The organism is Billgrantia bachuensis, from assembly GCF_011742165.1.
Classification (GTDB): Bacteria; Pseudomonadota; Gammaproteobacteria; order Pseudomonadales; family Halomonadaceae; genus Halomonas; species Halomonas bachuensis.
Window position 1 is genome coordinate 98,721 of the sequence record NZ_JAAQTO010000006.1, and the last position, 14,262, is coordinate 112,982.

Below are 14,262 nucleotides of genomic sequence, written 5' to 3' on the forward strand. Positions count from 1 at the left end.
GGAAAGTGCGCCAATCAATTGGCGCCGTTGACGATAAAGGCCTGGTCGAAGCCGGCACGTCTCAGTTCATCGCGAACGGGCTCGACCTGCCCGGCATGGGCCAGAGGACCCACCTGGACCCGGTACATACCGGTGCCATCCGCGACACGCACCGGATGCGACAATTCACGCTCGAGACGAGCCTTGAGCGCCTGGGCATTGTCGGCCGAGCCCAGCGCTGCGATCTGCAGATAGATCGGCACCGAGCCGCCTGCCTCGTCGGGTTTGTCGCCAGCAGCGGTCTCCGAGACCGTATCGGTACTCGCCGTCGTCGCTGCCGTGTCGCTGCGTGGCGTCGTAACGCTCTCCGGTCGGGCTGGAGCCGCTGCTGATCGGTTCGCTTCACCGCCGCCATTTTCAGCCAGCCAGACAACAGGATCGATGGCCTCGACCTTCACCCGGCCGGTGCCACGGTCAAGGATATCGAGTCTTGCCGCAGCGGCATAGGAAAGGTCGATTTCGCGATCGCTGTGAAAGGGGCCACGATCGTTGACACGCACGATCACCGAACGGCCATTGTCGAGACTCGTGACCCGGGCGTAGGTCGGCAACGGCAGTGAGCGGTGCGCCGCGCTCATCTTGTACATGTCATAGATCTCGCCGTTGGACGTGGCATAACCGTGGAACTTCTCGCCATACCACGATGCCGTGCCCTGCCGCGCATAGCCGCGGGCATCCGGGAGCACACGATAGGTCTTGCCCCACACCTCGTAGACCGGACGGTTGCCTCCTCGCGAGGGCGCTTCGACACGCGGTACGGCATCGGGAATCTGGCTCACGTCCGGCGGGTCCTCCGGGTAGGCATCGCCACTCATGGCGTAGCGCTCCCCTTCCGCCGACGTTGCGGCGGGCCCCTGCGACACGCCGCTGCGCTGCGCCGGGGCGTTCGAACCGCTGCCGGCACAGCCAGCCACCAGCGTCGTCACGATCAATGCCGCCCACACCTTTCTCACAGCGACTCCTCCTGCTCGGCGGCTACGGACGCGGACAGCGGAAAGGGCTCGAGGGCGCGCTGATCCGCTATCGCTTCGGCCAGCTCGGTCACGGCCATGGCATACAAATGACTATGGTTGTAGCGGGTAATGACATAGAAATTCTCGTACCCCAGGCGATAACGCCAGGCCGTATCGTCAGCTTCCAACGCCAGCGGAATGACCGTCGTCGCGGCGTCGAGTTCTGCTCGAGGCACGATGCCGGCCTGCTCCAACTCGCTCAGGTCGAGGTAAGGCCGTTGGGTGCGGTTGAACTCGACCGCCTCGGGAGGCATATCGGGCCCCTCGGCTTCGGCATAGATGGGTTCGTCGCGACGCCAGCCATGCTCAGCGAAATAGTTGCCCACACTGCCGATGGCATCGACCGGGTTGGTCCACAGGTCACGCTGGCCGTCGCCATCGAAATCCACCGCGTAGGCGCGGTAGCTGGTGGGAATGAACTGGGGGTAGCCCATAGCGCCGGCATAAGAGCCCATGAGGCTAGCGGGGTCGACACCCTGTTCGTGGCTGATCTCGAGGAAAGCGGCCAGTTCGCCGCGAAAGAAATTGCCGCGAGCCGGGTGATGGAAGGCCAGCGTGGCCAGGGAATCGAGTACGCGATGACGTCCGGTGAAGCGGCCGTAGCTGGTTTCGACGCCGATGATGGCGGCAATGATTTCCGGCGGCACGCCGTACTCTGCTCGGGCGCGGGAAAAGGCGTCGTCATGAGCCTCGATGAAGGCGACACCACGGGCGATTCGTTCCGGCTGAAGGAAGATCTCGCGGTATTCGTCCCAGCGTAGCCGACGCTCTGCCGCGCCTGCCATGGCATCGAGCACGCCCTGCTGGAAGACGGCATCCTGCAGTGCCGCCTCCAACCAGTCGCGCTCGATACCGCGCTCAGTGAGCTCGCTGACCAGCCCCCTCGCCCCCTCGTGCTGCGCAGGGGCAAAATCCGCGGCATGCAAGGCCGGCGCCAGCATCCATAGCGTCGTGGCCACCAGCACACCGCCAGCCCCTTTCCACTTTCTCGATGGCTTCATGCTTGCGCCACTCCCTGATCGGGGCCACATCGTCCGGGCTCGCACACTCTGCACCCAGCCATTATCGCGGCAGCAGGCGGCGATGCCCATGAATGGACATGAGAATACCGAATCCCGCCATCAAGGTCACGCTGGAGGTCCCACCGTAACTGACCAGCGGAAGAGGCACCCCGACCACGGGTAGAATTCCGCTGACCATGCCCACGTTGACGAAGATGTAGATGAAGAAGGTGAGAATGATACTGCCACCCAGTAAGCGCCCGAAGGTATCGTGCGCGGCGGTGGCAAGCCACAGTCCGCGGACCACGATCAAAAGATAGAGCAGCAGTATGAGCAGCATACCCACCAGACCGAACTCTTCGCCTAGCACTGCCACGATGAAGTCGGTGTGCCGCTCGGGCAGGAACTCGAGCTGGGACTGGGTCCCCTGCAACCACCCCTTGCCCCACAGTCCACCGCTACCGATGGCCGTGGTCGATTGAATGATGTTCCAACCGGCTCCGAGAGGGTCGCTTTCGGGATTGAGAAAGGTCAATACCCGCTGGCGCTGGTAGTTGTGCAGATTGATCCACAGCAGCGGCAGCGCCGCCGCCGCCGCGACGCAGAGCAGACCGATAAAGCGCCACGAGAGCCCCGCCATCAACACGACGAAGATCCCGGCACACCCCACCAGCAGCGAGGTGCCCAGGTCCGGCTGCTTGGCGATCAGCACGATGGGCACGCCGAGTATCACCGCACAGACCAACAGGTCCTTCCAGCGCGGGGGCAGTGCGCGCCGGCCCAGCCATGCCGCCAGCATCAGAGGCATGGCCAACTTCATCAGCTCGGAGGGCTGGAAGCGGATCACACCGGGGATTTCCAGCCAGCGCTGCGCCCCCATGCCCATATCCCCCACCAGCTCGACGGCCACCAGCATCAGCAGGCCGCCGCCGTAGACCAGCGGTGCCCAGCGCAACAATGTACCAGGCGGCAGTTGTGCCAATACCAGCATCACCACGACCGCGACCAGAAAGCGCGTTCCCTGCGCCATGACCACTTCGATGCGCTGACCGCTGGCACTGTAGAGAACCCCCAGCCCAGCGACCAGCAGTACCAGCAGCAGCAGCAGCAGCCAGGGGTCGAGGTGCGTCCGTTCCCAGATGCTCTTGCGCCGCGAAATACCACTTTCCGGAGCCCGCACCGGCCGGGCCCGCAGCCCCCGTGTCAATCCCATCAACGTCATCTGTCAGTTCCCCGCCACGCTGCCGGTGTCGTTTTCCATCACCTCACGCACCTCCTCGACGTCCGGGGCCTCCTCTTCCAGTAACCAGGCGTCGGTCATGGCCCGTGCCAGGTGTGCAGCATGAGTACTTCCCCCGCCGGCATTCTCCACGATCACGGCAACGGCGATCTGCGGATTCTCCAGCGGGGCAAAGGCCATGAACAGCGCATGGTCGCGTAGTCGCTCCGCCAGCTCTTCGGCGTTGTAGCGCTGGTCCTGCCCCAGCGAAAAGACCTGGGCGGTGCCGGACTTGCCACCCATCCTGTATTCGAGATCCACACCGGTGCGCCTGGCCGTTCCCTCTTGCCCGCTGAGAACCTTCTCCATGCCGGTGAAGATTCGGTCCCACCAGCCTTCATTGCTGATCACGATATCGTCGGGGGTGTCCGGTAGCTCCGTCGGCACCTCATCGTCACCGATCCGCCTCGCCAGACGCGGCCTCACCCATTGGCCGCGATTGGCGAGCACCGCGGTGGCCGTTGCCAGTTGCAGCGGAGTGACCTGCCAATAGCCCTGGCCGATGCCGACCGAGAGCGTTTCCCCGGGGTACCAGGGCTGGTTGAAGCGAGCCCGCTTCCAATCCCGCGACGGCATCAGCGCACTGCTCTCTCCGAAAACGTCATGGCCGACGCGCTGGCCGAAGCCAAAGGCGCTCATCTGCTCGTGCAGGCGGTCGATGCCCAGCTCATGCGCCAGCGAGTAATAGTAGGTGTTGTTGGAGACGGCAATGGCGCGCTCCATGTCGACGCGCCCATGTCCCCAGCGCAACCAGTTGCGGTAGCGACGGCTGTCATTGGGCAACTGGTAGAACCCCGGGTCGTTGATGGTCTTCTCCGGGGTGATGACCCCCTCGGCCAGACCGGCCAGCGCCAGGAATGGCTTGATCGTCGAGCCTGGCGGATACTGGCCGCGAATGGCTCGGTTGAACAGCGGCAGGTCGATATCCTCCTGCAGCGCGCGGTAGGAGGCGAAATCGATCCCGGTGACGAACTGGTTGCTGTCGAACCCGGGCGCCGACACCATGGCCAGGATCTCGCCGGTTTGGGGGGCGATGGCGACGATCGAACCGCGGCGGTTGTCGAGCAGCTCGTAGGCCAGCAGCTGCAACTCCTTGTCCAACGTCAACGTCAGGTTCTGCCCCGGGACCGGGTCGGTACGGCCCAGTTCGCGCAGCACCCTGCCACGGGCATTGGTCTCCACTTGACGCAGCCCGGCCTGACCGTGAAGCACGTCCTCGTAGAAGCGCTCCACCCCGGTCTTGCCGATGAAATGGGTACCGGCGTAACGCCCGGGATCGAGCTCCTTGAGTTCGTCGGCGTTGATGCGACCGACATAGCCCAGGGCATGCGCCATGACTTGGGCATCGGGGTAGTAGCGCAGTAGCTGGGCCTCGACCTCGACCCCGGGGAGGCGATGCCGGTTGACTGCCAGCCGGGCGATCTGCGCCTCGTCGAGATCGCTCATCAGCAGGGCTGGCTGGAACGGCCGCTGACGTTGACGTGCGCGAATGCGAAAGCCCTCGGCCTCTTCGGGGGTCAGCGCCAGCAACTCCTCCAGCCGATCGAGGGTAGCATCGAGATCCTCGACCCGTTCGCGCGTCAGGGTCAGGTTATAGGTGGGGCGATTCTCGGCCAGCAGTATGCCGTTGCGGTCGTAGATCAATCCACGAGTGGGCGGTAGCGGCTCCACCCTTACGCGATTCTTCTCGGAACGGGTACTGTAGACCTCGTGCTGGACCACCTGCAGATACACCAGCCGCCCCATCAACAATCCCGTCAAGAGCAGGATCGTCAATACGGCAAGAAACGCCCGCACACGAAAGATGCGTAGCTCTTGTTCGGGGTTCTTCAAAGTGTCACGGCGGTCGCGCATGCCGAAAATTGTCTCGACTCAGGTTGTCGTAAAGCCGCCGTTCAGCGGTGGTAGGGGTGCCCTACCATCAGGGTCCAGGCGCGGTAGAGCTGTTCGGCCAAAATCACCCTGACCAGCGGATGGGGAAGGGTCAGCGGTGACAGCGACCAGCGTCGGTCGGCCGCCGCCGAAAGTTCCGGGGCCAACCCGTCCGGCCCACCGACCAGTAACACCACATCGCGTCCCTCATGGCGCCAGGTTTCGGCTTCCCGGGCCAATTGCTCGGTGCTCCAGCTCTTTCCATCGACCTCGAGCGCGACCGTGAGTTCATCACCACGCAGCCGCTCGCGAATACGCTTGGCTTCGAGCGCCACGGCTCTGGCCGTGTCGGCGTTCTTGCCACGCTGACCGGGAGCGATCTCCTCGACCTCCATTGCAAAATCGCGAGGCAGACGCTTGCGATACTCCTCGACACCTTCGGTGACCCAGCCAGGCATGCGTGTGCCGACCGCCAGCAGGCGGATCCTCATGCGCCACCGTGTTCCTGCTGCTGCTCCGAGTCGCTCGGCAAATCGGCCCACAGCCGTTCCAGGTCGTACAACTGGCGGGTCTCGGGGAGCATGACATGGACGACCAGATCGCCCAGGTCAACCAGGACCCAGTCGGACCCGGCCTGCCCCTCCACTCCCAGCGGCTGGACACCGTTGGCCTTGGCCTGATGGACCACGTGCTCTGCAAGCGCAGCAACGTGACGCGTGGAAGTACCGCTGGCCACGATCATCAGGTCGGTAACGCTGGTCAGCCGGGATACGTCCAGCTGCGCAACGTCCTTGGCCTTCAGGTCATCCAACGCCTCTACCACCAGAGTCTTGAGCGAATCGTTCTGCATAGCCCCTCATCAACGGGAAGTCTTGGTCGCCGCCATTGTAGCGTCTTGGGAAGCCGCTGGCAGCGCTCAACGACGTCGATAAAGCAAGTTGTCGAGAATTCTCCCTTCAACGGCCTCTGGCAGCAGAAAGCGGACGCTCCTATTCGACGCGAGGCGCCGACGAATCTCGGTCGCCGAGATCGACAAGCGTGTAGGCAACGCAAGGCGCAACAGGCCGCCCGCGGGGCGCCGCATCAATGCGCCGGGGCTAAAGACTTCTCGCCCCTCGATCAGCTCGGCCAAGGCAGTCGTCAACGGCGCTTCGCAGCCGGGACGATCTATCACCACCAAGTGGGCCAACTCGAAGAGGCGCTGCGGTGAGTGCCAGTCTGCCAGGCGCAGGAAGGCGTCATGGCCCAGCGCCATGACGAGTCTTGCCTGATCGCCATATTCGCGGCGCAGGCTGGCCAGGGTATCGGCGCTGTACGATGGCCCGTCGCGCTCGAGCTCCCGGGGGTCGGCGACCAGCCCCGGCGTGTCGCCGATACCCAGTTGCAGCAGCGTCAGGCGTTCCTCGGGCGTAACCTGGGGCGTGTCACGTAGGGGCGGCACCTTGGCCGGCACCATGTGCACCCGATCCAGTTGCAGGACTTCGAGCAGCTCCAAGGCGCTACGCAGGTGCCCCAGGTGCACGGGATCGAAGGTACCCCCCAGCATGGCCACTCGCGGCGGTTCCAGAGGAACCGCGGCACGTTGGGCAGGTAGCGTACTGGTCTGGTGCGAAGTCACCGGCGAACCTGGCCGTCGCCCAGCACCACGTACTTGCGCGTGGTCAGGCCCTCGAGCCCCACCGGCCCGCGGGCGTGCAACTTATCGGTGGAAATGCCGATTTCGGCCCCCAGGCCGTACTCGAAGCCGTCGGCGAAACGGGTCGAGGCATTGACGATCACCGAACTGGAATCGACCTCGGCCATGAAGCGACGCGCCAGTCCGTAATCTTCCGTGACGATGGCATCGGTGTGGTGCGAGCCGTAGCGCTCGATATGCTCGATGGCGGCATCGATACCGTCGACTACGCGAACCGCCAGGATCGGCGCTAGATATTCGGCATGCCAATCATCCTCGCCCGCGGCGGCCATACCAGGCAGAATCGCCCGGGTGCGATCGCAGCCGCGCAGCTCGACGCCGTGCTCGGCATAGGCGTCGGCCAACTGCGGCAACAACGCTGCGGCGACGGGCGCATCGATGAGCAGCGTCTCCATGGTATTGCAGGTGCCGTAGCGTTGCGTCTTGGCATTGACGGCTATCGCCAAGGCCTTCTCGGGATCCGCCGTGGCGTCGACATAGACATGGCATACCCCGTCCAGGTGCTTGATCACCGGCACCCGCGCTTCGCGCGAGATACGCTCGATCAGCGACTTGCCACCGCGGGGAATGATGACGTCGACATATTCCGGCATGGCGATCAGTTGCCCTACCGCCGCACGGTCGGTGGTAGCCACCACCTGTACGGCATCCTCCGGCAAACCGGCCACACGCAGCCCCTCGCGTATGCAGACGGCAATCGCGGCATTGGAGTCGCACGCCTCGGAGCCTCCACGCAGAATGCTGGCGTTGCCTGATTTCAGGCACAGGCTGGCGGCCTCCAGGGTCACGTTAGGCCTTGACTCGTAAATGATTCCAATCACGCCGAGCGGTACTCGCATCTGACCCACCTGAATACCGCTGGGGCGAAAGCGCAATCCTTCGATCTCTCCGACGGGGTCGGGCAGTGCCGCCACCTGCTGCAACCCCTCCACCATGGCGTCGAGCCGGCCCTCATCCAGTGCCAGGCGATCCAGCAGCGCAGGCTCCAGACCGTTGTCACGCCCACGTGCGATGTCCGCGGCGTTGGCAGCCAGCACGTCGCTGCGGCGATGCTGGAGCTGCTCGGCCATGGCCAGCAGGGCGCGGTTCTTGTCGCCCGTGACGGCACGGCGCATGTGGGTGGCAGCAATACGTGCCGCCTGGCCAAGGCGAGTCATGTAGGCGGTGACATCACCGATAGCGGCTTCGGTACGTTCGGTTTGGGAGGCGTGAGCGGACATGCTGAACGAAGTTCTCCTGGCAGAGCGCCACATGGCGCTGCGGGCGTTATACTGGCGCGACTCCACGTCGACCTCCATAGTAAGGCACCATGCAGAGCAAGTACAAAGTCGGGCTGATGCGCCTGAACCTGTGGGCCGCAGCGCTACTGTTGATCCTGCTGGCGTACCTGTCGGAACGGCTGTCCAGCGCCTTGTTGCTGGTCCTGGCCAGCGTCTGGCTGATGGTGACCGCCAGCCTGCTCGAAATGAGCCACCGGCGTCCCGCCACCGTGCCCTGGCAGCTGCTGCCCAGCCTGCTGCTGGCCGGCCTGCTCGCCGCCGATCCGGAACGGCACGCGCTGTGGCTGTGGGTCTGGCCCGCCCTGCTGATGCTGCCACAGCCCGGCTGGGTGCTGACCCTTACCTGTACGCTGGCGGTACTGACATGGTGGATGCTGGCGGATTTGCTGGGGATCGAGCAGACGCTGTTCTCCGGTCTGGTACTGCTGCCACTGATGCTGCTTGGGCTGGCGCGTAACCGTCACTTGTTGCCGACACGCTCCACCGCACGACAACGTATGCGCCTGGTGCCGGGGCTCCCCTTGTGGAGCGGCCAGCAGCTTTCCACCGACTTGCGTCGTGAGCGCGCACGCTGCAGGCGCGAAGGGGTGCACGCCGAACTGATGCTGCTACGCACTTCGCGACGCCAGCTCTGGCCGCTGGCCCAGGACCTGTGCCGCCTGACTCACGAATTCGAGAACTGCTACCGCCTCGATCACCGCACCCTGGCCACGCTATTGCTCAGCCGGGACGGCAAACAGGCGAGCGAACGGCGCCATGCGCTACTCAAGGGGCTACGCCCCAGCGCCAAGGTCCGCTTCGCCCCGTTGAGCGACCTGGGTACGCTGGAGGAAGCGGTGCAGCGTTTCGAGCGCCAGCGCGAAGACCTCCAGATCGAGACGGAGAGCTCTCATGGCTGACGACAACCGCACCCATATGACACGTATCGTCGTTGCCTATGCCATTGCCACTCTCTTGCTGGGCGGCTATTCGATCTGGCGTTATCTCATGGGCGATTACAATCGCATCCTGCTGCCGGCATCGCTTGCCCTGGTCATGCTGGTGGCCTGCCTGATGTGCATCGCCAGCGCCAGCCAGGCCCGGCTGTCAGCCTATCTGGCATTGATAGCCGGCTATCTGATGCTGGCCCTGGAACTGCCACAGCTGGACGAGGCGGGAATCATGTGGCTAGGGTTCGCCCCCTTGCTCACGGTGCTGCTGCTGCCCCTTGCCTCCGCCATGCTGCTCAACCTTCTGCTGGCTCCGGTCTGGCTCCTGCTCAGCGACACGCAGTTGGATGTTCACCTGGCATTGAGTTATGTCGCCATGGCACTGGTGGCAGCTCTGGTACCCTGGGAGCAGCGCCGCCAGCAGGCGCTACTGGATGCCACCAACCCCCGCGACCCTCATTGTAACGCCCTGGCTCGCGAGGCCATGCATGAGCTGTTGGCCAGTGAATACAAGCGCACCCAGTTCCTCGGCCAGCCCTTTGCCGTACTTACGCTTCACTTGCCTCAGTTGGAGATGGCCAGCGAGCAGTTCGGCAACCGGGCGCGTCAGGCTCTGCTCGATGCGCTTTGTCTGGTCGTCAATCGCTTTTCGCGGCGCCACGACTTCCTCGGCCGGCAGAGCGCCTCCACTTTCTGGCTGGTACTGCCGGACACCAGCCAGAGCGGTGTCCAGATGGTGCAGCAACGCGTCGGTCAAGCACTTGAAACCACGGTACTGGTGGATACCGGGCCGCTGCAGGTGAGAATTGCCCACTGCCAGCGCCTTCCGGGGGAAAGCTGGCCGCGCTTTGAGCAGCGCCTGCTGACCATGACGCGACATCTCAGCAACAACTGAAGCGATCGCTGTGTACAGGAGCTGGTAACCAAGGAGCCGATGCTTGAGCCTGACCGAAACCCTGCTGCAACTCGCCCCTTCTCCCGAAATTTTGCTGTTCATCATGGGCGCCATCGCTTTGCTCGAGTCGCTGGCCCTGATCGGCCTGCTGCTGCCCGGCGTGGTTCTGATCACGGCAACGGCCTCGCTGGCCGGCCATCAGGACATGTCCGTGGCATCGCTACTGCTGGCAGCCTTCGGCGGTGCCATACTCGGCGACGGGCTCAGCTTTACCCTGGGCTATACCCAGCGCGAGCGGGTCACCCGAATGTGGCCGCTTTCGCGCCATCCAGAGTGGCTGGCTCGAGGCGCACGCTTCTTTCAGCGCTACGGTAGCCTGTCGGTGTTCTTCGGGCGTTTCGTCGGCCCGGTTCGCCCCATCATTCCGCTGATCGCCGGCATGCTGCACATGTCTCCGCGGGCCTTCCTGTGGGCCAACCTGGCCTCGGCGGCCCTGTGGGCGCCGGCCTATGTGCTGCCCGGGTATCTGCTCGGGCAGACCTGGCAGCAGTTGCTGACGATCCCGGCGGGGCTGGAGGCGTTGCTGATCACACTGGCCGTGATCGTCGTGGTGATGGTAGTAGCCTTCTCGTGGCTGCGTCATCAGGTGAGCCGTTCCGGACGCATTTACCGAATGCTGGCGCGCGGTGCAAGGCGCCATCCCCTGCTGCGCCGGACCTGGCTGAAACGTAGCTGGCAGGGCGAGATACCGCTGGCCAGCTGGCTGCTGCTGATCTTCTCGCTCGGTGGGCTTTCAGGCCTGACCATTGCGGTCATTCGCCAGCGCGGCCCCTTCCCCATCGACCTACAGGTGTACGCTTTCTTCGACGCCCTGGTGGTACCGATGCTGCCCGAAGCGGGTCAATTGCTGGCACGCGTCGGCGATATCGTCGGCATTCTGGCCCTGGTACTGCCCTGGGGCGCCTGGCTGCTGGCCCGCCGACACCTGGCCGCCCTGGCCCATGTCGGCGCCGGGCTCGGCGGTATCGCCGTGCTGAATATTCTGGGCAAAGCGCTGATCGGCCGTCCACGCCCGGATACGCCCGACTACCTGACCGGCTCGTTGGCCTACCCCAGCGCCCACGCCTCGTCCGCCGTGGTGCTGTATGGCCTGGCTGCCGCCTTCATCGCCCAGGAGCTGCCACCACAGCGACGCTTCTGGGCTTACTGGCTGGCCATTGCCCTGACCTTGCCCATGGCGCTGTCGCGCCTGGTCATCGGCGTGCACTGGCTGACCGATCTGATCGGCGGCGGCCTGCTGGGGCTGGTGGTCTGCGCGCTGGTGCGGCTGGCCTGGCAGCGCAAGCCTCACGCTCCGCTCTCACCCTGTCCGTGGCCCTGGCTGACAGTCGCCTCGCTGGTATTGCTCAGCGCCCGGGTGGCGCTGCTGCCGGCCGTGTGACGAGCGCCGCCGCGGATCTCAGCCAAACGCCAGCCAGAGGCCGACGCCAACCATCAGCGTGCCGGCAATGCGATTGAGCAGCCTTATGTTGCCGCTCTCGCCAAGCACGCGCCTCAGGCCGCGGCCGCCAGCGGCATACAGCAACAGACTCAGGAACTCGATGGTGAGGATCACTGCAATCAGCGCGCTCAGCTGGCCTACCAGCGGGCGCGAGGCGTCGAGGAAGGGTGGCAACAGGGCGACGAAGAAAGCCCAGCCCTTTGGATTGGCCACCGCGGTGACGAAGCCTTGCAGTGCCAGCTGGCCACGCGTGGCCGGCGCCAGCTCGATGCTCTCGAGCGGAATGGCCATGCGACCGCGCGAGCGCCACATCATCACTCCCAGATAACAGAGGTAAGCGCCGCCGACCCACTTGAACACGGCAAAGAGCCCGGGCTGACGCAGCATCAGGGTAGCCACGCCGGCGCCGGCCGCGGCCGCCACCAGGCCGACGCCGACGAGCTCGCCGCTCATCATCCACAACGTGCGTTTCACTCCCTGGGTCATGCCCAGCACCATCGACAGGGTCATGCACATGCCCGGCGTCAGCGAGACGAACAGAAAGGTCGGCACGAACACCGTCAGCAGCGATAGCTTGATCATGAGAAGGGTCTCAGGTCTCGTCCTTGTGCACCCAGCCTGCCAGGATTCGATGACACTCGGGTGGCGTCAGTGCGGGTGCGACGCTCACTCCCCCCAGCGCGGCAGCAAGCGATGCTCGATACCAAGCTGGTTGAGGATCCGAGCCACGATGAAGTCGACCAGGTCGTCGACCGTCGCTGGTCGGTGATAGAAACCAGGTGCCGCCGGCAGGATCACCGCCCCCATGCGGGTCAGGCTCAGCATGTGCTCGAGATGAATCGCCGACAGCGGCGTCTCGCGCGGCACCAGGATCAGTTGACGGCGCTCCTTGAGCGCCACGTCGGCGGCGCGCTCGATCAGGTTGTTGCTGGCGCCGGTAGCCACTGCCGAGAGCGTGCCGGTGGAACAGGGGCAGATCACCATCGCAGAAGGCGCGCCTGAGCCCGACGCCACCGGCGCCATCCAGTCCTCGCGTCCGAAGCAACGAATCTGACCCTCGGCGGCCCCGCTGCGCTCGATGAGCGCCTGGGCCATCCGCTCGGGTCTCGCCGGCAAGGTAACGTCGGTTTCGGTCTCGATGACCAGGTGGGCGGCCTTGGAGATCATCACCCACACCTCGTGGCCGGCCGCCACCAGCGCCTCGACCAGGCGCAGGCCGTACTGGGCGCCCGAAGCTCCGGTGATCGCCACCGTGACCGGTCGGCGCAGCGCCTGCTCAGCCATGGGCCACCTCGAGCGCTGCGAGCAGTTTCTCGTGAATGCCGCCGAAGCTGCCGTTGGACATCACCACGATCCGATCGAGTGGGCGCGCCTCGGCCACCAGCGCCGTTACCAGGACGTCGATATCCTCCTCGATCCGTGCCGGCACGGGACTGGCCTCCACCACCGGAGCCAGCGACCAGTCGAGACCCGGCGGCTGGTACCAGAAAGCCAGGTCGGCGGCGGCGACGCTCGCCGCCAGGCGCGCGCGCATGGTACCCAGGCGCATGGTATTGGAACGTGGCTCGATCACCGCCAGCAGGCGTCCGCGCGGCGTGGCGGCACGCAACCCTTCGAGGGTGGCAGCGAAAGCCGTGGGGTGATGGGCGAAATCGTCGATGATCTGAATCCCGGCGACCTCACCGCGCACCTCCTGACGTCGACGCGGCGTCTCGAAGCGAGACAGCGCGGCGCAGCCTCGCGCCAGATCGACGCCGCAGGCGTGGGCTGCAGCCAGTGCCGCCAAGGCATTACGTGCGTTGTGGGTGCCGGTCAGCGACCAGTCGACCACGGCGTCCTCGTTCACCTCCCCCTGCTGGTGCACCACCCGGAAGCGCGAGGCGTCATCGCGCTCCAGCACCAGCCGCCAGGGGCTCGCGGCACCATCGCCGAAACGCTCCACCGGCGTCCAGCAGCCCATGCCCAGCACGCGGTCGAGTGCTGGCTCGCCATCGGCAACCAGCAGCCGGCCGCGACCCGGGACGGTACGCACCAGATGGTGAAACTGACGCTCGATAGCGGCCAGATCGGCAAAAATGTCGGCGTGGTCGAACTCCAGGTTACCGAGGATAGCGATTTCCGGGCGGTAATGGACGAACTTGGAGCGCTTGTCGAAGAAGGCGGTATCGTACTCGTCGGCCTCGACCACGAAGGGAGATCCCGCAGCGCCGAGGCGGGCCGACACACCGAAGTTGCGCGGCACACCGCCGATCAAGAAACCCGGCTCGAGCCCGGCCGACTCCAACAACCAGGCGGCCAGGCTCGCCGTGGTGGTCTTGCCATGGGTACCGGCCACGGCGATGACACGACGTCCGCACAGCACATGCTCCGCCAGCCATTGCGGTCCGGAGGTGTAGGGGATGCCCTGGTCGAGCAGTGCCTCGACCTCGGGATTGCCTCGCGACAGCGCGTTGCCCACCACCACAAGATCGGGGCGCGGCGTCAGATTGGCCTCGGCATAGCCTTCATACAGGCCGATGCCGGCCTCTTCGAGCTGAGTGCTCATCGGCGGATAAACGCCCGTATCCGAACCGGTGACGGTATGCCCCAGGTCGCGCGCCAGCAGGGCCAGACTACCCATGAAGGTGCCGCAGATACCGAGAATATGAAGGTGCATGGAGTTCCGACCTTAATCACCTGGTAGAGCTGGCAGGCAGCGCCCGCCGGAAAGGAACCGGCAGACTAGCACGGCCTGATGGCCCCCCTCCAGCGGCGTGC

At 65.1% G+C, this 14,262-nt stretch carries 14 protein-coding genes; 3 read left to right on the forward strand and 11 right to left on the reverse strand.

Annotated elements, in window-relative coordinates:
- Positions 1 to 14: 14 nt before the first annotated feature.
- The 8 genes from HBJ55_RS03235 to HBJ55_RS03270 form a co-directional block, all read right to left on the reverse strand.
- Positions 15 to 992 (reverse strand): septal ring lytic transglycosylase RlpA family protein, encoded by a 978-nt coding sequence (locus tag HBJ55_RS03235; RefSeq protein ID WP_167110988.1) that lies wholly within the window; start codon positions 990 to 992, stop codon positions 15 to 17.
- Positions 989 to 2,053 carry a lytic murein transglycosylase B gene (mltB, locus tag HBJ55_RS03240; protein WP_167110990.1) on the reverse strand — a complete coding sequence of 355 codons (1,065 nt, stop codon included), beginning with the start codon at positions 2,051 to 2,053 and terminating at the stop codon, positions 989 to 991. The genes HBJ55_RS03235 and mltB overlap by 4 nt, the downstream gene beginning before the upstream one ends.
- 61 nt (positions 2,054 to 2,114) lie before the next feature.
- Positions 2,115 to 3,275, reverse strand: a complete 1,161-nt coding sequence (rodA, locus tag HBJ55_RS03245) for a rod shape-determining protein RodA (protein WP_167110992.1) — start codon at positions 3,273 to 3,275, stop codon at positions 2,115 to 2,117.
- 3 nt (positions 3,276 to 3,278) lie between these two features.
- Complete coding sequence (gene mrdA / locus HBJ55_RS03250; protein ID WP_167110994.1) at positions 3,279 to 5,186, reverse strand: penicillin-binding protein 2; 1,908 nt, start codon at positions 5,184 to 5,186, stop codon at positions 3,279 to 3,281.
- A gap of 41 nt (positions 5,187 to 5,227) precedes the next feature.
- Positions 5,228 to 5,695 (reverse strand): 23S rRNA (pseudouridine(1915)-N(3))-methyltransferase RlmH, encoded by a 468-nt coding sequence (rlmH, locus tag HBJ55_RS03255; RefSeq protein WP_167110996.1) that lies wholly within the window; start codon positions 5,693 to 5,695, stop codon positions 5,228 to 5,230.
- Positions 5,692 to 6,054 (reverse strand): ribosome silencing factor, encoded by a 363-nt coding sequence (rsfS, locus tag HBJ55_RS03260; protein ID WP_167110998.1) that lies wholly within the window; start codon positions 6,052 to 6,054, stop codon positions 5,692 to 5,694. The genes rlmH and rsfS overlap by 4 nt, the downstream gene beginning before the upstream one ends.
- A gap of 66 nt (positions 6,055 to 6,120) precedes the next feature.
- The gene (gene nadD / locus HBJ55_RS03265; RefSeq protein ID WP_167111001.1) at positions 6,121 to 6,750 is read right to left on the reverse strand and encodes a nicotinate-nucleotide adenylyltransferase; all 630 of its coding nucleotides are present in this window, start codon (positions 6,748 to 6,750) and stop codon (positions 6,121 to 6,123) included.
- A gap of 68 nt (positions 6,751 to 6,818) precedes the next feature.
- On the reverse strand, positions 6,819 to 8,120 hold the full coding sequence (locus tag HBJ55_RS03270) for a glutamate-5-semialdehyde dehydrogenase (RefSeq protein WP_167111003.1): 1,302 nt from the start codon (positions 8,118 to 8,120) through the stop codon (positions 6,819 to 6,821).
- A gap of 89 nt (positions 8,121 to 8,209) precedes the next feature.
- On the opposite strand from HBJ55_RS03270, the gene HBJ55_RS03275 reads away from it, so the two are divergent.
- From HBJ55_RS03275 to HBJ55_RS03285, 3 genes are read left to right on the forward strand one after another with little or no spacing between them, the layout of a single operon-like run.
- Positions 8,210 to 9,079 (forward strand): hypothetical protein, encoded by an 870-nt coding sequence (locus HBJ55_RS03275; RefSeq protein WP_167111005.1) that lies wholly within the window; start codon positions 8,210 to 8,212, stop codon positions 9,077 to 9,079.
- The gene (locus tag HBJ55_RS03280; RefSeq protein WP_167111007.1) at positions 9,072 to 10,004 is read left to right on the forward strand and encodes a diguanylate cyclase domain-containing protein; all 933 of its coding nucleotides are present in this window, start codon (positions 9,072 to 9,074) and stop codon (positions 10,002 to 10,004) included. Before HBJ55_RS03275 ends, HBJ55_RS03280 begins: the two co-directional genes overlap by 8 nt.
- Positions 10,005 to 10,047: 43 nt before the next feature.
- Positions 10,048 to 11,445, forward strand: coding sequence for a bifunctional DedA family/phosphatase PAP2 family protein (locus tag HBJ55_RS03285; protein ID WP_167111009.1), 1,398 nt, complete (start codon positions 10,048 to 10,050; stop codon positions 11,443 to 11,445).
- An 18-nt stretch (positions 11,446 to 11,463) separates the two neighbouring features.
- On the opposite strand, the gene HBJ55_RS03290 is transcribed toward HBJ55_RS03285, so the two are convergent.
- The 3 genes from HBJ55_RS03290 to mpl form a co-directional block, all read right to left on the reverse strand.
- Positions 11,464 to 12,087, reverse strand: a complete 624-nt coding sequence (locus tag HBJ55_RS03290) for a LysE family translocator (protein ID WP_206022173.1) — start codon at positions 12,085 to 12,087, stop codon at positions 11,464 to 11,466.
- Positions 12,088 to 12,171: 84 nt separating this feature from the next.
- Positions 12,172 to 12,789, reverse strand: a complete 618-nt coding sequence (locus HBJ55_RS03295) for a flavin prenyltransferase UbiX (RefSeq protein ID WP_167111011.1) — start codon at positions 12,787 to 12,789, stop codon at positions 12,172 to 12,174.
- Positions 12,782 to 14,161 carry a UDP-N-acetylmuramate:L-alanyl-gamma-D-glutamyl-meso-diaminopimelate ligase gene (gene mpl / locus HBJ55_RS03300; protein ID WP_167111013.1) on the reverse strand — a complete coding sequence of 460 codons (1,380 nt, stop codon included), beginning with the start codon at positions 14,159 to 14,161 and terminating at the stop codon, positions 12,782 to 12,784. The genes HBJ55_RS03295 and mpl overlap by 8 nt, the downstream gene beginning before the upstream one ends.
- Between the last annotated feature and the right edge of the window lie 101 nt (positions 14,162 to 14,262).

Coding starts and splice junctions, on each gene's coding strand:
- mltB (WP_167110990.1), bottom strand. CDS start 2,053: ATGAAGCCATCGAGAAAGTGGAAAGGGGCTGGCGGTGTGCTGGTGGCC.
- rodA (WP_167110992.1), bottom strand. CDS start 3,275: ATGACGTTGATGGGATTGACACGGGGGCTGCGGGCCCGGCCGGTGCGG.
- mrdA (WP_167110994.1), bottom strand. CDS start 5,186: ATGCGCGACCGCCGTGACACTTTGAAGAACCCCGAACAAGAGCTACGC.
- rlmH (WP_167110996.1), bottom strand. CDS start 5,695: ATGAGGATCCGCCTGCTGGCGGTCGGCACACGCATGCCTGGCTGGGTC.
- rsfS (WP_167110998.1), bottom strand. CDS start 6,054: ATGCAGAACGATTCGCTCAAGACTCTGGTGGTAGAGGCGTTGGATGAC.
- nadD (WP_167111001.1), bottom strand. CDS start 6,750: ATGCTGGGGGGTACCTTCGATCCCGTGCACCTGGGGCACCTGCGTAGC.
- HBJ55_RS03270 (WP_167111003.1), bottom strand. CDS start 8,120: ATGTCCGCTCACGCCTCCCAAACCGAACGTACCGAAGCCGCTATCGGT.
- HBJ55_RS03275 (WP_167111005.1), top strand. CDS start 8,210: ATGCAGAGCAAGTACAAAGTCGGGCTGATGCGCCTGAACCTGTGGGCC.
- HBJ55_RS03280 (WP_167111007.1), top strand. CDS start 9,072: ATGGCTGACGACAACCGCACCCATATGACACGTATCGTCGTTGCCTAT.
- HBJ55_RS03290 (WP_206022173.1), bottom strand. CDS start 12,087: ATGATCAAGCTATCGCTGCTGACGGTGTTCGTGCCGACCTTTCTGTTC.
- HBJ55_RS03295 (WP_167111011.1), bottom strand. CDS start 12,789: ATGGCTGAGCAGGCGCTGCGCCGACCGGTCACGGTGGCGATCACCGGA.
- mpl (WP_167111013.1), bottom strand. CDS start 14,161: ATGCACCTTCATATTCTCGGTATCTGCGGCACCTTCATGGGTAGTCTG.